Here is a 26,026-nt window from a genome sequence, read left to right as displayed (position 1 = left end):
GTGCCGGTGGAAGAGTTGTTGAACCCGGTAGTGCAGGTACGGGAGTTGTTCGAGGGCCTGCCCAGCATTGTGCGACGCCCGATCGAAATGGTGGTGTTCGGGGGCGACTTGCCCCGCGCCGACGTGTCCAGGATGCGCCGGATGGCTGCGGAGTTGCGAGACAAGGCCGCAGCGATGAACGGTCACGCAGAGGACGCGAGAACCCTACTGGCGCAGCAGGATTCTGTCGGTGTGCTCGGCGATCGATTGCGCGAAACATTGCGCCTGCACCAGGACGGCGCGGTCAGGCTGCACGACGAAGCGCTGATCCTGGCCGATCAGGCGGACGCGGCGGCCAACGATGCGGAGAAAACGCTGTGCGTGATGTTCGCGTTCGGCATCGAGTTGGGCTACCGAGTCGTCAGGCTTCTGGCGGCGGCGGCCGCTGCTGGTCCCGGTGGGGAGGCGGCGGCGGCGCCAGTGGCGGAGTCGATGTTGGCCGAGGGCCGGACCGAGGTCGAGCTGATGCGCGCGGGTCTGGAGCGAGCATACGAGCGGGGCGCGGCGAACACCGCAGCCAAGCTGTCGGCATTGGGGCCGCGCGAGCTCGCTGTCACGGTCGGCAAAGCCGCCGCACTGCCCGCAGGCGTCGACGCCGGTGTCCAAGCCCTGCAACTCGCAGCCGGATACCGGGACCCGACCGTTATAGGACAGAACGGCGAGAACCCGAAAGGTATCGACCTGATGTCGATTCTCGCCGCGGGTGTGTCCGGCGCTGGGGGTGCGGCAGGCGGCATGATCGCGGGCAAGCTTGCGCCGAGGATCTTTCCTGGGGTGGAGAACAGCCGGTTGTTGCTCGGCTTGGTGCACGGGGCCGCCGGCGCGGTGGCCGGCTTGGGAGCGGCAGCATTGATCACCGGTTGGCCGAAGGATTTCGACCACATCCTCGCGCCGCTGCTCAACGGCGCATTCGCCGGGACCGTGCATTCTCATGCCCCCCACTCTCGGTCCGCCACGGCGGAGGTCGACGGCAGCGGTCTGTTCACCCGGCCCGACCTGCGTGCCGCCGCGCCGCCGATCAAGATTTCGGAGGAAGCGGAGCACACGTGGGCGACCGCGAGGAGAGCCTGGGCGGGCGATTTGGACACGGTCGCCGCCGCTGACGCGATGCCCCGGACCGCCGGGACCGAGAACACCGCATCCGTGAGGTCCGGGCCATCACGGCCGTCCGCAGTATCGGGCTCGATGCCACACAATGAGGCGACCGGTCACGCTCCCGTGGGACTCGACTCCGCGGCCGGGTCGGCGGGGCGTTCGGAGACGGGTGCATCGGTGGCGGATCCGCGACGGGGCGAATCAGTTGCCCGCACGATTGCGACAGCGCCACGACCGGTCGAGGCCGGTGGGGAAACGTCGGCGCCACCGAAGGTTTCGACGAGCACCCCGGCCCGTCAGGTCGGCACCGGGCCCGAAACACCTGCCGCCGGTGAACACCGATCACCAGGGAATCACGAGCACGGCGACACCGGGAAGGTGAGTGCCGCGGCGGAGGAAACCCGTCACGAGACCCCGATTGACGCCCGCCCTGCCATGGGTACCGGCGACGGGCCCGAAACGCCAGCCGCCGGTGAACACCGGTTGCCGGGGAATCAGGAGCATTCTCCCGCGGAGAATGGGGAGCACGTCCCCGAGGCGGAGCGGCGCGTCCCGGCGAATGGAACGGGCGACGAGATGTCGGCCGACCCGGCCGCCGATTCGACCGACGATCCCGTTTCGTCGGCACCGAGTCATCGTGACCATGCCGATGAGGTGCTGGCCGACTTCCACGCGCGTTCCGGTGACCATCTTCCGCAGGAGCTGCGGCTGTCCAACCTTCCCGACGAGGTGTTGAAGGCCGGGTTGTTCCACCCCGACGAGCGAGAATCGTTGATCGCGGGGATGGAGATCATCCGGCGGGGGACGACCGACGAGGCGCCCGGGGGGAAGGTGCTGTGGCAGCCGCAGCTGGAGGGCGGGTTCGAGATGGCCCGGCGGCCGGTGCAGATGGAGCCGGGCCAGGGCAAGACGCTGATGTTCATGTCGTACTCGATGAACCAGGCGGTTCGCCACGGTTCGATGCTGCTGGTGACGACCGCGGACGGGCTGGCGCATCGGGAGTTCACCGCGTATCGGCGGGTGTTGGGCGGCTTCGGGATCGACGTGTTGCGGGCCGACCAGGAGACGGGGTTCGGTCCGGTGACGTCGGGTCGGCCCGCGATCGTGGTGGCCACCGGTGAGACGGTCGGACATCTGTGCAATGCCGGTCACATGCCGCCGCGCCGGGTGGTGATCGATGAGATGGACGCGATCATCGACCGCGGGAAAAAGACGTTCATCCGCTCCGAGATCACCGCCGGCGCCGCGCCCGAGGAGACGGCGCGTGAGGTGTTCGCCGCCCACGACTTCCTTGCCGAAGCGCTCGCGAAAGGACAGCTGTCGCATGAGGATTTCGGCCTGAAACGGATCGCCGAAGAAGTCGATGTGGAACTGCCCGATGGAACCCTCGAGGTGGGGACGGAGTACTGGCACGACGGCCAGGCAGCGCTGACACCAGCGGGACGCGCGAAGGTCGAGGCGCTGCCAGGCGGTAAGCGGTGGCTGCGGCAGATCGGGTTGTCGCGGCTCGAGATGGCCGCCTCCGCCGAGTTCACCACCCGCAAGAACATCCATTACGTCATGGACGCGGGCAAGATCGTCATCATCGATCAGGGCGAACACGGCCTGCAACGCAACCCGAAGACCTCGAGCGAATCGCGGTGGAGCGCCGAGCCGGGCAAGGCGAGCCTGGCCCAAGCCATCGAGGCCAAGGAGATCCGGGCCGCCGAGTCCATCGGGATGAGCGCCGAGAAACACGGAATCGTGGTGCGCGCCGACGCCGACTCCGCCAAGAGCATTACCGCGGCCGAGATCTACGGCACCGATCGCTTCTTCGATCACATCACCGGCGCTTCGGGCACGCTGACCGACCTTGGTGAGGTGCTGAAGACCGTATACGGGCTGGAGGCACCGCACGCGGTCGATCCGTTCAACCCGTCGCGGTTGATGGAGGGCCAGCCCGACCCGCACGAGAACACCAGGGCCAAGCTGAACGCGCTGGCCGGATACGCCCACGAGATGCGGGACGGCGGGCAGGGCCGTTTCCAGGAAATCCTGTGCCACCGCAACGATTTGGTCGAAAAACAGGTCCGGGCGCTGCTACGGGCGGGGGTGCCGCGCGAGGCGATCGAGGCGGTCGACGCCGACCGGATCGCCAAATGGGGCGCCGACTGGGAAACCGAGCTGCAGAAGGTCTTCGACGCCGCCGGTGAGCAGGGCAAGATCCTGGTGATCAACCGGCAGGGCCAACGCGGTGTGGACATCGCGGTATCCGACGCGGTGCTGGCCAAAGGGGGCATGCATGTGTGGATGACCGAGGTCCCCGAACACGCCTACATCTACGAGCAGGCCAAGAACCGCACCGCCCGCAACGGCAAACCCGGCACGGCGCAAGCCTTGATGTCGCCGCAGGACGCGTTGATCCGCAACGCCATGCACCTGCGTGGGGTCCGCGAGACGGTGATCCAGTACGAACAAGCCGTCGCCGACCACCGAACCGGCCCCACTCCCGCAACGCACGACAAGCTCGTCGAGGCCGGCGACAAGCTCGCCTCGCTCGTGCCCGGGCTGCAACAGCGCGCCCACCACCACGCCACCGCCGATTTCATCCTCCACTACGCACCCATCACCGACCCGTCCGCCCTCATCATGGCCATGACGCCCTGGCAGCCGAGGGATCTCAGCGGACCGGACCAACTGGTTGACCGGTCCACGCGGCTCGCCGGGCTGCTGGGAATTCCCACCTCGACCGCCTTCCCGTCGGCGCTCGACCAGAACGATGCGCTCGACCAGAACGACGCCGACCCACTGGTCAGGCTGCTCGACCGGGCGAACCTGCCACCTTCTGCCGTGGAGGCGTTGCGTCAACATCTCGACGCGACCGCGCCCGGAAAGGCGGTGCAGTACGCGTTACTCACCGACGAGCAGGCGCTCGATGAGCTCACACCGCGACGCGACAAGCTGGCCGAGACAATCGGCTGGAACCCCGCGGATATCGAAGGCGCGGAAGGACTGCGCCACGTCGGCGCCGCCGTGACCACCGCCCAGCTCGAGCTGGCTCGAGCCCTGGGTCCGGGTGTTGCCGCCTCCGATGTCACCACGGCAATGGCCCGGGATGTGCTGGGCGAAGCTGTCGCTCGGCATCTGTCCGACGATGGCACCCACCGGCTCGCTCTCGGCACGGATCCCGACCCCGCAGACCGGCCCGCGGGCGACAACCCGGTGGCCGACGCGCCCGCGGCTCACACCGCTGCCGCCGAGACCCCCGTCGTCGAGAACGTTGTCGACGCGGCGTCGCTCTACCTGGCCACCGCCGCCCTGCTCGACCTGGTAGTCGCGATACATCGACGCAGCCCCAACAGCTGCGTCAACAACGGCGTGACCGCCATGCGAGTGCTATGCAAGGACAACGCGGACCACTTCACCATGCCGCCCGGCGGAATACCGCTGCGGGGCCACAACTGGGACACCGTCACATCGTCGTTCGGCCACGGCTCGCCCAAGGCATCCGATTCGCTGGATCAGGCCGTCGAGTCGCTGAAACAGCGGCCAGGAGGCATCCAAGTCCTGGTCTACAAGTGGAAGAACACCGAGGAACAAGGCAGCGACGAGGCCGACAACCACCTGGTGCTGCTGGTCAACGACAGCGAACCCGGTGCACCCCCGAACCTGGTAGTGGTAGACCTCGCGGCCTCTGGAGACGGCAGCACCGACAACGATTTCGGACCGAAAGACCTCACAGACCGCCGTGCACTGCTGAACAAGGCCGTCAGGTTCGACACCTGGCAGCGCGAACAGCAGAAGTTCATCGACAAAGTGCCCGAGTCCGAGCGCGCCTTCTGGACCATAGATTTCGACCAACACGGCGATCTCGTTCCGGACTCGGCCGACCACAACACTCTCCCCACCGAAACGCACGTGCCCCCGGAACTGGTCCGGGAAATCAATGAAGCCGGCGAATCGGTACATGTGAACGAGCCCAACGCCTCCCGGCCGGCCGACCCCGTCAGCGTCGGCAGCGACCCACCCGTCGGCACCGATCGGGCCCCTTCCGATCACGCCGGCGTCGGCAACCGCCCGGTCGACGGTACCGATCCGGACCGCCCCCACGGTGGCATCGGCAGTCGCCCATCCGAGGATCGCGACGATTCGCTGCGCGGCAGCACACCGGACGACGATCCCTTCTCCCACTCTGGCCCGTCCGGCCTGCGTCATCCATCCCCCCTCGCCGCAGCGCCGCTTCGAACCGGCGACACAGGACCGTCCGAGAGCATCGGCAGCAGGCCATCGGAGAACTCGCCCTACCGGCCGCCGGATGTGTTCTCGCCCGGCATGTCCGCCGCGGCCGTTCGCGCGGCGGTGGTGGGGGCGCTGAGCTATCGCGACGCCGACGGTGCACCGGCGGAACTCCCGTCGCAGTTGTCGGATGTCGCCGCGTTACTGGTGAACTACGCTCTGCAAGCTTCTGGCGAAGACGGCGTCGGTTTGTCATCGAGGACGACGCGGACTGCTGTCGGATACGCGGTCCATGGGTGGGTCGAAGGGCTTCGAGTTCCCGAGCCGAGAGGTGTGCTGGCAGACAGCTGGGGTGGTGAGTCGTTCGGCGAGTTCGAGTGGACCGATCGGGGAGACGGATCGGATCTGTCGTGGTCCGTGCAGTTGTGGGGTGATCGCAAGCGCTTCAACCAGTTGGCTGCCGCTTTGCCTGCGCAATTGGTCGGCTTGGTGCCGGGATTCGGTGCGCATGCGGGTCCGCTGATGGCCGAGGCGGTAAAGGTGGCATCGAGCCGTAAGGGCGTGGGACGCGGTGGGATGCTGGCTGTCGAGGCGCAGGGCGACCGGCTGCGGGTGCGGGTGCGGGAAGGCGTCCTGCCCGTAGTGGGGGTGCCCGACAAGTACGTCGGCACCATCGCCCAGGACGGTCCGGCCGGCCCGCAGGGCTTCATTGGCAGAAGGCCGCACGACGCGGGAAACGTCGGCCGCCACGACGCGCCGTTCGATCCCGCACTGGAGCAGTCCGTACAGGCCGATTCCGCACTGCCAGTGCCCGACGTCTCACCGGGAGCGTGGATCAAGGCGCAGCGACACGCACGGGGGATGCAGCAGAAGGAGGTCGCACGAGCGGCTGGGATGGCCACAGGTCACCTCTCCGCCATTGAAAACGACAAGAACGTCCCTAGGCTGGCGAATTTCCGGAAAATCGGTGCGGCGTTGAACATCGACGCGGCGGTGCTGCATGCCGCGACCCGTCGCTTCTATCCAGAGACCGATACCGATACCAATCCGGACTCGCACGATTCCGTCGGTAGCTGGGTTGCGGCGCTGCGCTACGGCAAAGAAATGACCAAGATCGATCTCGAGCGTGCGACCGGCATAGATCTCTCACACATCACCGATATCGAAAAAGGCAAGTACATTCCACGCCTTCCGACCCTTCGGCGAATATGTGAGGCACTCGATGCCGAAGCGGAAATGCTACAGGCCGCAGTCGGTCGCTTCTATCTAGAGACCGACAGCGACATCGATCCGGCTGCGTACCACTCCATCGGAGATTGGATTGCGGCACTGCGGCGCAACAAAGGTATGTCGCAGACGCGGCTCGGCGACGAAGCCGGAATGGCCCAAACCTATATTGCCGTTATCGAAAACAACAAGCGTGTTCCGCAGTTGCGAACATTCCGGCGCATCTGCCTGGCACTGGGGGTAGAAGAGGATCTGCTGGAGCCCGCCATCCGTCGCTTCTATCCGGAGACCGATGCCGATACCGATCCTGCCGCGTACGAGACGCTCGGCGATTGGATCGCGGCAAGGCGCGGCACCCTCCGCATGACGCAGATGGAATTCGCTCGGCTGGTTGGCCTGTCCAGCCGCTATATCACCGATATCGAGAACGGAGAAATTCCGCATTTCCGCAGCTTCCGGCGTATCTGCCGAAAGATCGGCATTCATGGTGGGGAGCTGATCGACGCTATCCGGCGTTTCTACCCCGATATCACTGCTGATACCGATCCCGCTTCACACAAATCACTGGGGCGTTGGATTGCGGCGTTGCGTTACGACGAAGGAGTTCTGGCGACTGAGCTCGCGCAGCGAGCAGGGATGCCGCGTAGCACTATTTCCAGCATCGAGAACAATCGTTACCTTCCCCGGTTGCGGAAATTGCGGCAATTGTGTCGGCCGCTGGGAATAGGTGGCGATATTTTGCTGGAAATTATAGATCGTTTCTATGGCGAGCGTTACGAGCGATCCGGCTATCGCGAGGAAGAAGAGCTGTTCCAGCGGTATGTGGTAACCGGAGTGGGATCCCGCGAAGAGCGTGAAATCCGGGATGAGATACTCGAAAAATTTGCCTGGGTTCCGAATGCGGTAGTTCGTCGAGAATCCCCCGATATCCGTGATGATGCTGTTCAGGTCGCCTGGACCGCGACCATGAACGCGATCACGAGCCATATCCCCTCCGCGTCGTTTGCCGCTCATGCCTGGGCCAGTTGCCGGGGTGCGCTTTTCCGCTTCCAGCTCGAGCGTAAATTCCCGAACCTCGATAATCGCACACGGAAAATGGTGAGCACGGTCGGTGCTCAGATCGGCAGAATGGTTGCCGAAGGGGCGGATCTCGACGACGCGGTGATCGCACGAACATTGCGGTTGAGCATGGCCGATGTCGCGCTGGCGCGGGAGGTTCTGGACCGACCCATGGTGTGGGCGGACGAGCCGAGGAACGGGAAGTCCGGCCCTGTGCGCCGCGAGATCGCCGACCCGTCTGGGGCAGGGTTCTCCGATGCGGACTTCGTGATGACCGTCCGAGCGGCGCTGTCGGATCTGCCCGATCCCGGTATCGCCGAACAGCTGGTGATGGCTCATCTCGTCGAGGGCATGCCGCTGGCCCACACCGCGAGGCGGCTGGGTCTGCCGCCCGCAACCGCGACGGACGTCCTCGCCGACGCCATCGCCCGGTTGCGTACCGCATTCGATTCCGAATTCACCGCAGGTGAGCGGGACACCACCGCGAGTGCGAGAAATCAGCCACTACCGACACCGTGGAACAAGTCGACGACGGAGTCGGATCGGCGGAAAGCGTCGAGCAGCGATGCCGAGGCAGACGAGAAAAGCCCGAAGCCGGGCGGGTTCATCGGCAGCAGGCCACTCGAGCGCTCCGATTCCGCTTGGCTATCGTCGGCAGAGGTGCCGCGTACGGTCGTGTCGTTGATCCGTGGGTTGTCCCGGGAGGGCATGACGGAAGTGCTGGCGGATCCAGCACGGGCGCGGGCGATAATCGCCGAGATCGGGCAGCGCTTCGCGGAGACGGATCTGCCGTTGAAGGTCGGTGGTGCTACCCGGCTGTTGACCGAGTTGTTCCCACCGGATCAGCTTGCCTATCTGCGGTATTCGCTGGAGCGGTCGATCGCATCGGGATGCCTGCAGTACAAGCTGACCGAGACGGCGCTGCAGCAGATGATGCGTCATCCGGAGCGGGTGAGCGCGGCGCTGCGGTCGAGCTATTCGGAAGTCGAACCTGGTTATTTCGCGTCCTGGCTGGACGACGACTACGTCATGCACGGCCGGGATGGATACGGTCGCGACAGCGGCCAGCACGCGTTCATGCAAGCCGCGGTCGAGTATCTGACCGCGGTCTGGGATCTGGTGGACGGGACGGTATGGCAGGAACTCGCGAATATCAAGGACGAACGCTCCCGCGACCGGGCACCGATCCTGGACGCGATCCCGCCGAACCGGCGGGCCGAGCTCGACCTACCCGCCCACTCGGTAGACGAATTCGCTATACCCGGCAACAAGACGGTGCTCAGCGCCGCGACCAACATGGGCAGCATCCAGATCGTGCTGTACGGATATCTCGAGAGCCTCGCCGAGCACACGGACGTCATCGCGGGCTGGTCGTGGGCCAGCATCCAACACGGTGTCCTGGAATTCGCCAGCCGCCTGAGCGTGATGGCCGGTGTCACATTCACCACGCTGGGTGACTTCACCGAACCCCGCAACCCGCCACGTTTCGCTATCGAATTCGACACCGCGAATCAGAAGATCACGTCGATCGCGATCACTGGAGAATCGAAACAAGCACGCGCCCGCGACCGCGGCGGAGTATGCCCGGGTTTCGTCACCTTCGCGCCGAGCGGAGTGTCCCAGGCATCCACCGAACAACTCCGGCAGTCACTGGAGGGATTCGGCGTCCAACCGCATCGCCAGGGTTCGGGCTCCAACATCGCCATGATGGTCGGCGGTTTCCTACTCCCACTACTCGGACGCGATTTTCCGCAACTTCGACTCACCGACCCTGCGCTCACCGAGACTGAACACACATCAACGCTGCGGTCACTTTCATCCCCGGTCCACCCGGCCAGCGCACCCGACCAGCAGGAACAGCACACCCGACCGCGCGGACCCGGCGGTCTCATCGGCAGCAGGCCCTCGTCGGATCCAGAAGGCCGCGCCGAACGAAGAACGGCGGCCGGGATGCCGGTACCGGCCGGGCCGATGGATGCCGGCGAGCTCGGTGGGGTGCTTGCCAGGCTGGCCGAACACGGCGTCAGGGCGGGAAAGGAGGCTGCGGCGATGGCGTTCGGCGCTCTCCCGCCGGGTGGACAGGACGTCGAAGAATGGTCGGTTCCGGAGTCGCTGTACGAGCAGCTCGAGGAGGAAGGTTGGACCCCGGTACCGGTTGACGAACAAGGGCACAGCCGCCGAGGCCCCGGCGAGGGTGGGCCGGGCTCTTCGCCGCACGACCACCTACGCCGTCCGGTGTTGGCGCGCGGTCGGTTTCGGGTTTCGGTGGGTTTGGACGGCGTGGTATCGCACGCGGCTCTGCTGCGCCGGTCGAGGTTTGCGGGCGGGGTGCGTAATGCTGCGCTACCCGATATCTATGCCGGGGCGCAGGAGCGGGGTCTCGAGCGGGATTTGGCGCTGACCGAGTGGATCAAGAGTTCCCTGCTGAGCCCGACGTGTCCGCCGTTATCCGAGGACGTGATCAAGGACGAGATCGTTGAGGTGACCAAGATCCTGCGAGCGGGGCTGCCGGAGAACCAGTTCGAGCAGCTCGAGCAGCACGATCCGGAGATCCGGCGCGGCATCCGGCTGGCTGCCGAGGGTTTGTTCGCCAATCGGACGCTGTACGGCCATCGGGACATCGGTCGCGCCAATCACCTCTACGACCATTCCGACGACCCCTTCGAGAAGCGCGAGTACGGGGTGGCGGCGTTCTACCACAACGGCATGAACGTCGCCGAGGACCTACGTCGCATCCTGGAGAACGGCTTGCTGCAGGGCGCCGACATCCGCGACATCATGTTGGCGATGGTCGCCGACGCCTGGAGCGACCTCGTTTATGGCGGCGGGCGGCGCAGCGACAAACCAGAAGGCTATGACGAGTTGCGCTCCGCGCAACTGCTTTACCGCCGCGCCATATTGCACGGCTACGACTCGAGCACCGCTCGAATCCTGGCATTCGCAGTCAACGGCACCGGGTTCGACGAGGGGGCTGGAACCCAGATGGTCGCGTCGCCAGCGGCCGTCGAGGAGATGCGGGACCGCTGGGGGTTGTCCGACGGCGAATTCACCAAGGCGATGAGAATTGCCGGGTGGGTTGCCGCGGCAGACCTGCAAACGTTGTCGGAGCCCACCGCCCTCGTCGACAGTATCGAACTGGCGCTCGAAGACCTGATGTCGCGGCGCTTCAGCCCAGCACGCACTTTCGGTCAAGTTCTGTCCGAATGGGGTATTCGGGTCAACTACGTCGAAGACGCATTGCGGCTCGCGGATCGGTTCGGGCGCATGCCGCCCGAAGACGGCCATATCATCGTGCGTCAGGCCTTCATCAACCGCCTTCGCGGAAACGCTGGCTTCGTCCATCCGGACAGTGGGTACCGGCCTCCGGACGGGTGGCTGCTGGGTAACCGGGACATGCGCTGCGACCACGCCGCGAAGCTGCGGGAGATCGTCTACCGGCTGACCAACGAGCCGAGCTACACACCGCTCGACGCCTATCGCGACGCTCGGTCGCACGCGACCGAGATGGGGAAGAAGTACAGAGGCTTCCGCTGGCAGCTGGTCGTCAGGCCCGGCGGGCAGAATTTGGATACCGACGCCCTCGCCGATACTCTCGCGACTCGACTGCCGGAGTCCAGCCATCCAGGCACCTCCCGGGACGCTATCGCCGCTGTATCGCGTCTCGCCGAACTCGCCCGGCCATTCGCCGGGAACGATCCCACGATCGTCGTGACCGCGGCGCAGGACGTCGCCGGCCGGCTGCGGCTGCACGCCCAACTGGACTACACCAGACCGGATTCCACGAGTTCCGACCCCGGTGTGACGAAAGAGGACCCCCGCATCGATGTAGAGACGGCCGATCCGCTGCCGAACGGACAGGTCTGGCATCGCCTTCGGCTACGCACCCAGCCGGACAGGAGTGACGACTATATCGGTAGCCGCCCACCGGACTCCTCCGATTCGGTACCGCCAGCGCCAGCGCCGCCGGAGGCGATGCCAGAGGCCCTACGGCAGGCCCTCGACATCGTCGAAGATGTCGACTGTGATCCGGCCATCGCGCATGACGCGAGGCGTTTCGTAATGAAGTGCTACGAGGAGCACCAGCAGCGAGATCAGATCAGCGGCCACGGGGATCCCGCGAAAAGTACCCGCCAGCTCATCGCCAATATCCAGAACCGCACCAAGAAGACGAAAGTGAGCCTTCCCGACCGCCTCGCCGACCTCTATCGGGAAGGAGCGACCGCGGTAACGTGGAGGCAGCTCTGGAAACACAACAGTCAGACCAAGCCCCGCATCACTCCCCCACAGAAGCGGAACCCGGGATCGATCGGATCCGAAGAAGTCGTACCGAACAGCGCACGCGACACGCGGCAAACACGCGCCAGGCCATACGGACCCGATCGTGATATTGGTAGCCCACCACCACAGTCCATCCCCGCCCCGGACGATCCACCACCGGGGAATCGGTCGCCGTCGGATCCAGACGGTGGCGCCGACAACGACACGGCAGATGTCGGCACATGGGTGGGTTCGGGTTCGGCGTTGGATTTCGCCACCCACATCGACAAACTGCTGCGCTCCGGCCAACCTCCACAAGTCGAAGAAATAAAACGATCCAGCGCTCCCGGCGACTCGGCGATAGTCGTGCAGCGGCTCACGTTCCACGATGGCACCCAGGTGATCCATAAGGTGGTGTCGCATCCGCAACATGCACATGCGGAATTCCTGGTGTCGCTGACCGGACAGGCCATCGGGGCACACGTGCCCGCGGTACACATGATCGGCGACCACGTCTACATGGAGGTAGTGCCCGACGGCAAGGTTGCGCTGGATGCGTATCCGCGCGACGCCAATGCGGAATTACGGTTCTACGGCACCTCTGCCGGACTGCGTCTAGGCGTGCTGGATGCGCTGGTGCGCATCCCCGATCGCAGTGGCGAAAACTGGATGATCGACCGCAACGGGAACGTGTGGGCGATCGACAACAGCCTCGCATTCGAAGACGCCGCACACGCGCGACAGGCAATCAGTCCCTTCGCCGCACAATTCCAAGAACGCGGACCCGACGGTGCAATCGTGTGGAAACACCACAACCTCCGGCGATCCGCAGTGCAGCAGATCCGACAGCAGGTCGAACGGCTACGGCCGACGTTCGTCGCCGCTGGCCGAAGGGACTGGCACGACATCATGCTGCCGCGGCTCGACGAACTGGAAAAACACGCCGCTGCCGATGGCCGGGTCGGCGCTTCACCCATGGCACCATTGCCACGGGCCGGTGACGAAAATCCCGATTCCGCACCGGAATTCAATCGTCGATCCTCGCCGAAGGTGCTGGACGTACCCACGAAGACGGCAGCCCTATCATCGCCGATTGATCAGAAGTCGGCTGCGTGGGGACCAGTCCGCGGGCCGGATCCAACCGCTGAGGACGGATTTCTGGACTTGGCCATCGAGGAGCAGATAATCGGCAGCCGGCCCGGGGATGACGCGCCGCTGGAGCCCGGGCATGCGGGAGCAAACCCCGCCGACCTCATCGGGCCGGTCGACGCGCGTGCGTGGCTGCCCACCGACACACCGCCGGATGCCGAGATGCGCAGGCGGGCCGATCGGATATATACCGCTCGGAAGTCGACGCCGTGGTCACCGCGAGCCTCCTCGGTTACATCCGGCGACGAACCGTCTGGGGACAAGCGGGCGACAGCCGAGCCAGACAGGGTGTACGCAGCCGAGCTGGGCGCGATGTTGGCTCAGGCGGGTATCACTGGTGCCGCGGCATGGCCGGTCTGGCGCCGGTTCGCGCAGCTGCACACTCGCGCCGAGAAGGCGGCGTTCGTCGTGGAGGTCCGGCGAGACTGCCATGCCCGCGCGATGGACTCGCTGAGCGCCTACAGCCTCGATCCGCATCGACCTTTGAGGCACGATCGGGAGGGCCCGGTCGAGTGGGACACCGCCGAAGCCGATCTCGGCGGCCAACTGGCCGCCGTCGCAGGCGATCTCGCTGAGGTGGGAGAACTACTCGCCCGTGGCTACGCCGACAACGCCTACGTCGTCATCGATCCCGCCCCGAAAGGGACCTTCGCACCACGCGACGACGGCCTTTATGCGCATGCGCTCACCTTTACTGCTGTCGGCAACGTCATCCTGGTCCGCGACCCCCGCATAACTGACGACAACGGTCGTGCCTACCCGATGGAATGGGAAAAATGGAAGACTGCTGCCGCCGAACGAGGTCTCTACCCCGAACCCGACCAGCGCACCATCTACGCCCTGTTCTTTGACAGCGCATTCACTCCACTCGCTCCCACCGAAGACGACGGCACACGACCACAACACCCCATCGCGGGCACCCCGAACGACGAAGAATCGCAAGGCGGCACGGAACAGGCCGACACCGAGGGAGAAGCAGGCGATCCCTCGAAGTCCGGGCAACCACCACCGGCCGCATCGGATTCCGAGCGGCAGAACAACGCAGTCGAGCATTCGCCGGATCCTCGGGCGCTATCCCCGACGAACGAGTCCAGTACCGAGCCGGCCGAACCCGAGGAATCCAGCAGCACAGAAGCACCAGACAACACCAAAGGCCTCGGGAAGAGCGACTCCTTGCTGCGCTTGGCTCACACCGACCCCTATGTCGGCATACGTCTCGGCGCCGAGACGTTCAACGACGTCGGCTCCGAGGTTATGCAATCAATGTTGTCCCTGTACTTCATGCAAATGCTCGGACCAGGACCAGCAGGCGCCATCGGATGGCTCTCCCAGATGCCGCATACCGTGGGTGCGCTGATCGCTGGACATATGACCGACCACACTCCGCCCAAGAAGTTGCTGATCGGCAGCCAAATCGTGTCAGCAGCAGGAGGGTTGACAGCAACTGCCGCACTTGCGTCCGGGTCGTCGTACTCCGTCCCCATACTCGTCGGAACGACACTCGTCGGAGCGGGCGCCTCCGTTGTCTACAAGAGCGCCATCGACAAGACGCTCATCGAAATGGTCGGCAAGGCGCAAAACGGGCTGTCCCGCTTCAACAACCTCAAAATGAACCTCAGCCGCGTTCTGGGACAGGGGCTCGGGCCTATCGCGCTGAAAGCCGGGACGTGGACAGCTCCCCTCATCGATGTCAGTACGAGCATTGTGAATCTGGCGACACTGCGGCGGCTGCCCGCGTCCTCGGCCGCACCGGAAACGGATGAATCGGAAGGTGTTCGAAAGTCGATCGCCAAGGGCGTGCGTGCCGTCCAGAATCTCCCTCTGATACGACGTTCCTACGCCAACTTAGGTCTTACCAATTTCTACCTGGGAATGCAGGGACTGCAGTTTACGTGGTTGATCAGCCACTCCGGTCTTCCGGCGTGGCAGCAGGGCGCAGTGCTGTTGATCACCCCGCTCGGGGGCGTGGTCGGGAGTCTGAATCTGATCCCTAAGCGGTGGTTGGAGAAAACCAGCATCGACACGCTGCTCACTGCCAGATCGGCCGGCGTGGCCGGGTCCGCAATAGTCATGGCACTCACCACTGATCCCTGGGTAGCGTCGGCAGGATTCGCCAGCACATGGGCAGTCCAAGCCCTGGTTGGAGTACCCGTTACCACCTACATGAACAGCACAACACCGTCCGGGGTGCTCGGACGAGTGAGATCCATCGGCTCCGCGACGGCTCGAGGCGCGTTCGCGCTGGGCTTTCCGTTCGCCGGCGAGGCCATAGCGCTGTCGGGTCACCAAACTACCGGCGCGTCCATGGCCGTAGTATTCGGCGCCGTCGCGGGGTGGTCGCTCTACCACCGGCTGTTCAAAGCCCGGAAGCTGCTGGACTGCATCAATCAAACATCCCAAGCAACGTGGGCACTCGGCCTCGACACGGGAATCAAACCGAAGAAACGGCAAAAGAGCCCGGAACACCTCCGCAGAGCCATCGCAACCCAACTCGTCAAAATCGAGTTCGACCCCGACACCGAAAACCCCGTCACCAAGACCATCGAGGACGTCCGAAACCTCAAAGACGGAGCCGACACCGCCGTTCTCCTCCTCGACGACGGCAAGAAGATGCACTCCTTGACCATAACCAACACCGACAACAAACCCGGCGGCAACATCGTCATCTTCGACACCAACATCACCAACCCCGACGACCCCCACACCGACCCCAACGACCCCGAACGTATCCCCCGCGTCCGCACCCTCGACGAATGGAAAGAGTCCTACCCCGCCATCGAAATCGAAGAGGCCTTCGTCGCCTTCCTCACCACCGACGAGAACGACAACCTCACCAACCTCCACGCGCACGATCCCGACCAGGAAACCCCACGCAAAGACGGCAAAATCCAGGGCCCACTACGGAGAGCATGGGGCAGGCGCGCGTCACCAGACAAGAACGTGGTGTCGCCTGTCGACCGCCACAGCGACGAGCAATCGCCCGATCCGGGCGGCGCGGATGGGCGCCCGGTGTATCTCGGAACCGCGCTGCCCGTGGACATGGGCTTCACCTATGACCAGCAGGACCTGGCCAATAAAGCCCTGCTTGCGGGCGGGTTCGCCGACGCGCACATGTTGCAGCGTTCCGGCGACCACCATTTCGCGGACTCCGCACGTCGCCGCGCGACCGAGAACACCAAGTGGTGGCACTCGCTGACCGACCCCGCCCGGCCCAGTGAGCTGAGCATCACTCAGCAGGCTCTGATCCAGGTCTATCCGCACCAGATCGGCAACGCCGACGGCATTCCCGCCGCGATCCGCAACCAAGCGAACCGGCTGTCGATAAGCCGCGATCTGGCGGAGTTCATCGCCCGTAGGCCACCTGATAGGACAATCCTGAACTGGTTCCGGAGCGAACTCACCGAGGCGGAGTCGAAGCAGTTCGGCAACCTGATCCATACCCGGAATCACCTGGCACAGTTGGACCGCCAAGCCACGGAGATATCCGGCAGCCCACCCGTGCACGTCCTGTCCTACGACTCGACTGCCTTCAATGGCAAGGGGAAGGTCGTGGTTGCGCTCGGCAACGTGGACACCGCGCAGACGGTGAACCTACATGTGCCGGGTACCAATACGACGTCGCGCTCGCTGGCCTACCAGTTCAAGCCGCTGCGCAATCTGTATGAACAGACGCTTCGGGTGGATCCGTCGCTGGAGCTGGCGTCGATCATCTGGATTGGATACGACGCACCAACCGGGCCGGTAAACACCGGTTACTTGAAACCGTCGAACCAGGCGGGCACGGCGCCCGCGTCCCGCGATCAGGAACCGACCAACCACCCCGACACGGCGCAAACGACGCGCCATACACCATGGACTGCACTCGCGACGGACACCGAGACGCAGCGGCCCGGGTCTTCCACCAGTGGTAACCGCGCGTCACATCCCACCACACCATGGACGGCCAAACACGAACGCTCACCCGAGTCGGAGGCCCCCGCGGCGCCCATAGCCACCGAGACGGCAACCGGATCATTGCCGGCTGATCGGTCGGCGAACGGTAGCGCCGGACGGCGAGGAGACGACGTAGCGGGCGGGAGTTCGGATTTCGGCGTCTCCGTGGCCGGTGTGGCCGGCAACGTCGGACTCGAGGTCTTCTTGGCGGGCTCGACGCCACAAGCGGTCCTCGGCTGGGCCCTCGGCGTCATGGGCACGCTGGGAGGAGCAGGCGTAGCGCTGGGCGGGCTCGGCGGGGACGACGGCCCTATCGGCCACGATCGACCATCGCTTTTGCCTCCCCCAGGTCGTGGCCGCAGGGACGAAGAGCCTGGAATACGCCCACAGGAGATCGAATCGCGGTACGGCATCCCCGTGGCGCGGCAGCAGGAGTTCCATGCCTACGCCGACCGGCACAACCTGATGATCTATGTGCGGCCGACGAATCCGGACTCGATGCGGTGGATCCAGGACGGCTCACCCGGTAAACCGGAGCTGATCAAGTTCAAGTCGATCAATGCGCTCGACGTCGAACTCGGTGCCCCGGCCGACAGACAGGGCCTGGTCGGATACTTTCGGTTCCCCGAGTCCGGGCCGCACGATCTGCACCTGCCCGAGCGCGACACCATCCCCGAGGAGCACTGGAATCGCTTGCGGGCCAGGCTGGATCAGCGCGTGCACGAATACGAGGCACTGCAGCCGAAGATGGCGGCCCACATCGCCGCCGGTCGGTTCGAGGTGCGCGACGGTGTGGTGTTCGGACGTAACGCCGAGGGCGAATTCCGGCCGCTCACCGGGGATCACGACCTGTTCGATATCCGCCACGCCGACGGACGCAGGCTCACGCCCGAGGAGAATTATCTGCACTTCGACCAGGCACACCTACGCGACATGGGTGTCGAGCATCCGCCGCTGGCGAACTGGAATCCGGCGACCGCCCGCGACTGGGGCGAATACCTGAAGCTTATGGACCAGCACGGGCCAGATGGCGAACCACTCGTACTTTTCCAGCCGCATCAGGAGCCCACCCTCGCCCATGTAACGACGGCCGAGCGCGCCGAGATCGCCGACGACCGTGCCACCGTGCTGCGAGCAGCGTTGCGGGACACCGAGGCCCGCCTGGATCGTCTGCGTGCCGAGGCCCCAGAACAGCGACAGGCCATCACGGAGCTGGAACTACAGACCGGCGACATCCACCAGATGATCAACCGGAACCTGGATGAAGCAACTGGCACTCACAACGAAGACGATTACGACGAATGACCAGCCCCTTCAGGTACCCGGTGCCACGACCCTCAACAGCCTGACCTGGCCAATCAGCTTCGTTTGCGCCGCTCCTGACACGATCCTTGATGGCAGCCCTGGTTGGCCGTCAGCTGCTGATCGAGGCAATTGGTATCCGGTGATCAGGTCCTTGCACAGTTCGACGCGGACACGATCGGACAGCGTTCGTGACCGGAACCCGCGCCACACTGCGGCGGCGGTGTTGGTGGTCAGGTTGGTCGGCGCACCTCCGGCCAGCAGTGCGTGCAATTGATCGACAGTGCGAGTCCTACTGGCGGACAGATTGATTCGCCGCTCATCCAATATCCTCAGGGCATCGGAATCCTCGTCGAGGACGACCGGTCGGGTCTCACACTGCAGCGGTAACACACGCCGCGCCCGCAGCGTCGATCCGATCATTCTTGCCGTGGTGGCCACGAGGACTCCGACAGAGCTGCCACCGCTGTCGAATCCCGGATCGCGCAGCTGACGACGCTGCTATGAGCGCCGCGAATGGGACGCCCGCCCATGCAGGTCGCCGATCTGCGTGACCTTCTTACCCCGGATCCGTGGCTATATGGCGATGTGGCCGGGGGGGGAGTCGCGTCCTGCCCGAGTTCCACTCGACGTGTCTCGAGGTCGGGATGGCGAAGAAGCTTGTGTGCCAGTCCGGTAGGCCCGCCGACGCAGATCCAGTCGTCGTCGAACAACCGCGACACCAGCCGGCAGCGGTCGGCCGGAGAGCCAGTGGCCACAGTTCGGAGGAAGTAGTTGGGCCACTTGGGGTCTCGTTCGCTGGTTCGGTGCAGTCATAGTGCGCATGAATGTCGCGCTGAGCCATGGCGGCTCCAGAAGCACGACCTGCCGGATGACGAGGTATTCCCAAGAATGAGATCCATATTCGACGACGACGCCGTCGCGTCCGGTGCGTGGGCTTCGGACGAAAGCGTCGTCACAGACACGGTGAGTCCTACCGGGTATGGCCGATGACCGGGGAAGCGGAGACACATCCGTTCGATGCGGACATGTCCCAGGACGCTCCGGTCGATGATGTGTCCAAAGCCCCTTCGGTCCCGGCCAACGGCCCACGTAACCGGCCCGTGGTCGGCAATTTCATGCCTCAGGTGTTCAACCCAGCGCCAGAAAGGCAAAAACCCGCCTCTCGGAACGCAAGCACCCATCCCCTCGACGGCCAGCTCCCCGGGCCCCGCGTCTGCGTCGCCGCCGATGACGGGAACGCCACCGACGTCGTACGGCCCTGCGGTCCGCCCTCCTGCCGCCGAACAACATCGACGCTGCGTGGTGCGCGTCCTTTGCGACCTGGGCCTGGCAGCAGGCCGGTATCCACGTGCCGTGGAGCAACAAGAACTACGTGCCGAGCGTCTGGTCCGATGCCACGCGCATGGGATTGGCCGCGCGCCCTTCGGACGCCCGCCCCGGCGACCTCATTGTCTTTCCCGGCGAGCGACACGTCGGCCTCGTGGTCGCACGGAACGGCAACACCATCACCACCGTCGAGGGCAACACCACCGGAGGGGGCATGTCCGGTGAGGGGGTGCGCCAGAAGACCCACAGCCTCTCCGACGGCTTCGTCGGCGTCGTTCATCCACCTAAGTCGCCGGGCCGGCGGAGCAGGTGCTGCACAGCTGCCGCTGACCGGCGCCCGCCGACGACAGGCTCGGCCGGTGCCGAGACCGAGACTCCGGTCGGGTCCGGAACCTTTTCCGAGTCTCCGATAGAGTGCCGAATCCTATCCCCGCACACAGTGTCTCGGCCGTGCCCAAGGTGTATGTCGCAGTGCGGACACTTTCACGCTATGGTCCCGATCGACCACCATCACCGCGTCGTCGAGCACGGTAATCGTGTCGGCCGCGGATATCGGGTTGCGCGCCACGGATGGTCCAGTGCCCAGACAGCGACATGGCCGACACCGTCGATGCCGATCGGCTCAGCCATCGTCGTCTCCGGTCTTCTCGCGCAATACAATTCGAATATCGACCGGGACCAGGCCGGAATCGGAAGCGATCACCGGATTGAGATCGAGTTCGGATATCTCCGGATGCGCGGCTACGAAATCGCCGACGCGGACCAGAAATCGAGCCAGCTGCTGCCGGTCGACCGCCGGGAGATGACGGTAGCCGTCGAGCATGCGGGCAGCAATCGTCTCGTCGACCATTTCGAGCGCCTCGAACACGGTGAAGGGCGCAGCGCGAAATGTGACGTCTTGCAATGCCTCGACCATCACCCCACCACTACCGAAGGCCACCACCGGCCCGAAAATCGGATCGTGGGTGGCGCCGACCAGCAGTTCGACTCCAGCATCGGCCATGGGAGCAACGATCATCCCGTCGATGCGGGCGTCGGGCACATGCGCATGGACAGAGTCGATGATCGCCTGTGCGTGCTGGGCCGCCTCGACGGCCATCACACCAACCTTGACCCCGCCCACCTCGGACTTGTGGATGACCTGCGGTGAAACAACTTTCAGCGCGCACGGTCGCTGATAGTCAACGACGGCTGCGGCCGCATCGTTGACGGTACGTGCAAAAGTCCATGCGCCGAGGTCGATTCCGGCGGCGGCGACCACCCGCCGTGCGGTCGGCTCATCGAGGAGTCCCGATCCGGAGATCGCGGGGGCTGGGGGCGGAAGTACGAGCGCGGAGCGTTGCGGGGTAGTCGCCAGCAGGCGACCACGCCGCTCCAGGGCCGCCACGACCCGCACGGCGTGATCGATGGAGCTGATCACCGGTATGCCACCGGCCCGCAGGCGGTCGTGGTTGGCGAGGTCGAGACCGGCGTAGCAGCTCTGGATCACCAGCGGGACACTGTTTTCGGCGATGAGTGTCAGCAACAACCCGGCGGCGGCATCCTCGATCGAGCGCAGCCCTGGGTCGAAGCGCAGGTGGTAGCCGCCATAGAGGCCGATGATCAGCACCAGACCGACCTCGGGATCGCGCATGAGGATATCGACGGCCTCGGCGAACACCAATGGGTCGGTGTCTGTGGCGCCGGCCACGTCGACCGGACCGGCAACGGCCGCGGTAGCGCCGAGTAGGTGCCGCAGCCGCTTCTGGGTCCGCTCGCCGAGCCGGGCCAGTTCGATGCCGCGGGCGACGAGGGCGTCGGCGGCAAGGGTGGCGTGCCCCCCACCGTCGCTGAGGATCGCGACCTTGCGCCCCGGGGCGATCGGGGCGCAGTTGGCAAGGGCGCCCGCGACAACCGCGAGCTCGTCGGAGCGCTCGACGAGCTCCACCCCGGCCTGCCCTAGCACGGCCGTCGCCACGGCGTCCGATCCGGCAATCGAGCCGGTGTGCGACCGCGCGGCGCGGCGCCCTACCTCCGAACGCCCACCGCGCAGCACGACAACCGGTTTATCCGGCACGGCATGAGCGGCGGCGACCAGGAACGACCTTCCGTCGACGAATCCCTCGGAATGAATGGCCACGACGCCCGTACCCGGATCGCGGACGAATTCGGTGAGACATTCGTCGTACCGGATATCGGCCTGGTTACCCAGTCCCACGCAGACGTGGAAACCGGGGCCCTTGATCGCCCGATCATCGTTGACCAGCGACAGCAGCATATTCCCGCTCTGCGTGATCACACTGATCGGGCCACACGGAACATCCTCGAGGCCAATGAGATTCGCGCCCGAGGTGACGTTGAGCAGACCCGAGGTGTTCGGACCGATGACCCGAATGCCGGTCTCGGCGATCACCGCTGCGAGCGCGGCGGCGCGTTCGGCGCCGGGTCCCCCGATCTCTCCGAAACCGTTGGCGAGCACGACAGCTCCGGCGAAACCAGCGGCGGCGCACTGGCGCAGCGTGTCGGGGACCGCCGCGGCGGGTAACGCGATCAGCGCGACATCGATGCCGTATGGGAGCCGATCGATCGAGGAGTACACATCGAGACCGAGGATCTTCGGTGCTGTCGGGTGGACGGGGTAGACGAGATGGGCGTAGCCGGACTGCTGCAGGGCGCGGATGGCCTGGAAGCCGCGCTTGGCCGGATTGACGGACGCGCCGACGATGGCGATGGAATGCGGGTCGAACAGCCGCTCCAGCGCCGTGCGTGCGGGCGCGCCCAGGCTGGGCGTGCGGTCGTCGATGCTGGTCATCTCTACTTTCCTTCGAAGACGGGGGTGCGGCGTTCGGCGAATGCGGCGACGCCCTCGGCCCAATCCCGGGTGGCCATCAATGCGAGAAGGTCGCGCGGTTCGGTGGCCAGCGCGACGTCGAGGGGGTCATCGCGGTGTAGTGCCGCCTTCATCCGGGCCAGCGCGAGTGGCGCCTTCGCCGCCAGGGTTTCGGCGAGCGTTTGGGCCGACCCGAGCAGGAGGTCTCCAGGCACCGCGGAGTGGGCCAGCCCCCAATCGAGTGCTTGCCGACCGGTGAATCGCTCTCCAAGGATCAGCATGTCCGTGGCCCTACGCAGACCGACCAGACGCGGAAGCCGGTTGGTGACGCCACCACCCACGAAGGTGCCGATGCTCACCTCGGGAAACCCCATCTGCGCGTCCTCGGCCATGACCAGGAAGTCCGCGCTGACGGCCAGCTCCGCGCCGGCACCGAGTGCATATCCGTTGACCGCCGCCACCACCGGGGTGGACATCGTCTGGATCTGCTCGCAGGCGCGCTGGCCCAGCTCGATGTAGCGCGCCTGTTCCGCCGGAGTCATGGTGCCGGACTTGTGCGCTTTCAGGTCGGCACCCACACAGAACGCCCGTCCGGCACCGGTGAGGACAACACAGCGGATACCCGGATCGAAGTCGGCGGTATTCAGTTCGTCGACCAGCGTCCGGTACAGCTCTGCACTGACGGCGTTGAGCCGTTCAGGGCGGTTGAGAACGAGCGTTGCGATGGAACCGGATCTGCTCACCAGCACGGTGGACATGGGCCTCACTTCTTCTTCGGCGGGTCGACATCTGCACTATGCCATAGGTTTTGCAGATTTGACCACTTTTGCAATATGTATTGCGCCCCGTCGGTTCGGCGTGTTCTATGTCACTACTTGCTATCGGGCGACGGCCCACGGTTCATGGAAGAAGGCATCGTGCCTACCTCGGGAAATCTGAAGCACAGCATCAACACTCGGCAGCTGACGATGATCGGTATCGGCGGAGTGATCGGCGCCGGGTTGTTCGTCGGCAGTGGCAAAGCGATCTCCGCAGCGGGCCCGGGCATTGTCATCGTTTACCTACTCACCGGCCTGGTGATCATCCTGGTAATGCGCATGCTTGCCGAGCTGGCGACAGCCAGCCCCGAAACGGGATCGTTCTCGAGCTACGCCTCCCGTGAACTCGGCACCTGGGCCGGACTGTCCGTGGGCTGGGTCTACGCCTATCACTGGTGCGTCACAGTCGCTTTCGAGGCCATTGCCGGCGCGGCGGTCGCCAATCAGCTCCTGCCGTCGGTGCCGACCTGGCTATATTCCCTGATCTTCATGAGCGCCTTGACCGGCGTAAACCTCGCGGCGGTAACTTCTTTCGCGCGTTTCGAGTTCTGGTTCGCCATGATCAAGGTTATCGCGATCGTCGCGTTCATCGGAATCGGCGTCGCGGCCATCTGCGGCCTGCTTCCGCACCACCAAGCGCCGGGCACGACCAACCTCCTCGGGCACGGTGGTCTGTTCCCGAATGGCTTGACGCCTTTGCTCGTGGCGTCGTTGACGGTGTTCTTCTCCTACTTCGGCACCGAGCTGGTAACGATCGCCGCGGGCGAGGCACAGGATCCGGTCAGCGCGGTGCGCGCCAGCATGCGCAGCGTCGCCGGACGCATCCTGATCTTCTACGTCGGCTCGATACTTGTTGTCGTCACGCTATTGCCCTGGAACGCAACGCAAGTCACGGAGAGCCCGTACACCGCGGTGCTGGACCTGCTCGGCGTTCCCGGCGCGCGGACCACCATGAATCTGGTCGTACTCACGGCGGTGTTGTCGTGCCTGAATTCGGGTCTCTACTCGTCATCGCGGATGCTGTTCTCGCTCTCGCGCCGCGGTGAAGGCCCTCGCGTACTGGGCAGGACCGCCCGATCCGGGGTGCCTGTCGCCGGTGTTCTCGCCGCCTCCAGCGCCGGATTCCTGGCGGTCGTGGCGAACTACTTCCTGCCCACCGGAGCGGTTTTCACCTTCCTGCTCAGCTCCTCGGGTGCGGTCGCGGTCGTTGTCTACCTGTGCATCTGCGCCACCCACATCGCGGGGCGTCGTAGTAAGACCGCGGCGCAGATCACCGCACTGCCGGTGAAGATGTGGGGCGGCACATACCTGTCCTACGCGGTCGGTGTAGTCCTGCTGGCCATCGTCGGTGGAATGGCCCTGCACTCCGGTACCCGTACGCCGCTCGCGCTGACGCTCCTGGTCACCGCGACCGCGGTCACCGCCGGCCTGATTCATCAGCGCCGGGCCGGTGTCGCACAGCTGGCTACGGCGGATAGCTGACCGCGCCGGTGTCAATCGGTGGCGTAGACGCCGAACTCATCCAGCAGCTTTTCCTCCTCGAGCAGTGTCGAGCGCACTTCATGCCCCAGGATTCGTGCGACATCACCCGTCATTGCCTGGGTGAGGGAGGTGAAAGCGGTCATCGATCGCAGGATGCTGGCGCTGGACGCATCGATGTAAAACGTATCGTGCGCCGATACCGCCAGCGGCGATAGGGCGGTATCGGTCAATGCGATGACATGGGCACCGCGCTGTCGAGCCCACTGCGCGGCACGCACGGTGTCGAGGCTGTACCGATGGATCGACATCGCCACGAAACAATCGCCCGCACGCACTCGGCGCAATTCATCGGTCAGCGTTCCCACAGTGGCATCTATCGCCGATACATCCTCGCGCAGCATCCGCAGTAGGTAGGTCAGCAGATACGCCGGGGCATGGCACTTGCGCAGACCTATCACATGCACCCGGGGCGCGTGGGCCAGCCGATCGACGGCCGAATCCCACATCGCCTCGTCGATGCGCGCGAATGTGCGGGCGATATTCGCTTGATCCAGCGCCACGGTCTGTTCGCGCATCCCGACGCCTTCGGCTACGAGGTGCTCGAGATTGTCGAAGCGGCGCAACAGTTGCGCCTGCTCCTGCAACCGTTCGCGACACAGTCGCGTCAGCCCCGGATACCCCTTCAGACCCAGACCATTGGCAAACCGCACGACCGTCGCCTCATTGACATCGACCGCGCCCGCGAGCTCGGAGACAGTCATAAAAGCCACCGCTTCGGGATCCGACAGCACCCGCTGAGCCAGCTTCTTGTGCGCGGCGGACAGCGAATCCATCCTGCGACGTATCTCCACGGCCAGCTCGTCGAAGCTCGCTAAACCCGTCGTCATCTCCGCGTTCGTATCCACCGAACCTCCTCCGCAGCCTCGCACCGCTTGCGTGCACATGCGGTTATCTGCCAAGTTAGCCGACTCCGCTGATGGTCCTCGAGGCCAGACAGCTTCACCACCCAGAAAGTCCATGTCTTTACCCGGGCGTCCGGGCGCCAACCAGTGGCCCAACTGCTCATAACCGGACTCGCGGCGCTCAACACGTTGAACGCATCACCACTGGGCTCCCACGCCGGAATGCGACAACGAGCACAGCTGGCAAACATGCGGTGGCCAGCCGAAGCAGACTGCTTCGACTGGATCCGCAACTATTACCACACCCGCGAACAGACCATCGACTCCGCCAGATCCGCCGCCACGACCGGCAGCCACACACCCATGGGCGCCGCCGTCGCTATCGACCGATCAGTCGACCACGGCACAAG

General features: G+C 65.1%; 5 protein-coding genes and 1 pseudogene. 3 read left to right on the top strand and 3 right to left on the bottom strand.

Going from position 1 to position 26,026, the window contains the following annotated elements:
• The first annotated feature begins 6 nt into the window (after positions 1-6).
• On the top strand, positions 7-18,279 hold the full coding sequence (locus ACWEO2_RS06790) for a helix-turn-helix domain-containing protein (RefSeq protein ID WP_452404447.1): 18,273 nt from the start codon (positions 7-9) through the stop codon (positions 18,277-18,279).
• 1,258 nt (positions 18,280-19,537) lie between these two features.
• Positions 19,538-19,792 (top strand): annotated as a pseudogene (locus ACWEO2_RS06785) (CHAP domain-containing protein); the annotation flags it as partial.
• A gap of 435 nt (positions 19,793-20,227) precedes the next feature.
• Here ACWEO2_RS06785 and ACWEO2_RS06780 read toward each other — a convergent pair.
• Complete coding sequence (locus ACWEO2_RS06780; RefSeq protein ID WP_452404446.1) at positions 20,228-22,396, bottom strand: acetate--CoA ligase family protein; 2,169 nt, start codon at positions 22,394-22,396, stop codon at positions 20,228-20,230.
• 2 nt (positions 22,397-22,398) lie between these two features.
• Positions 22,399-23,172, bottom strand: coding sequence for an enoyl-CoA hydratase/isomerase family protein (locus tag ACWEO2_RS06775; protein ID WP_452404445.1), 774 nt, complete (start codon positions 23,170-23,172; stop codon positions 22,399-22,401).
• Between the two features lie 159 nt (positions 23,173-23,331).
• On the opposite strand from ACWEO2_RS06775, the gene ACWEO2_RS06770 reads away from it, so the two are divergent.
• Positions 23,332-24,714: an amino acid permease gene (locus ACWEO2_RS06770; RefSeq protein ID WP_452404444.1), complete on the top strand. Its 1,383-nt coding sequence runs from the start codon at positions 23,332-23,334 to the stop codon at positions 24,712-24,714.
• An 11-nt stretch (positions 24,715-24,725) separates the two neighbouring features.
• Here the strand turns inward: ACWEO2_RS06770 and ACWEO2_RS06765 are convergent, their stop codons facing one another.
• Entirely contained in the window at positions 24,726-25,619 is an 894-nt protein-coding gene (locus ACWEO2_RS06765; RefSeq protein ID WP_452404443.1) for a MurR/RpiR family transcriptional regulator, read from the bottom strand.
• Between the last annotated feature and the right edge of the window lie 407 nt (positions 25,620-26,026).

The organism is Nocardia sp. NPDC004278 (genome assembly GCF_053602975.1).
This window is presented reverse-complemented; position numbering and strand designations above follow the sequence as displayed.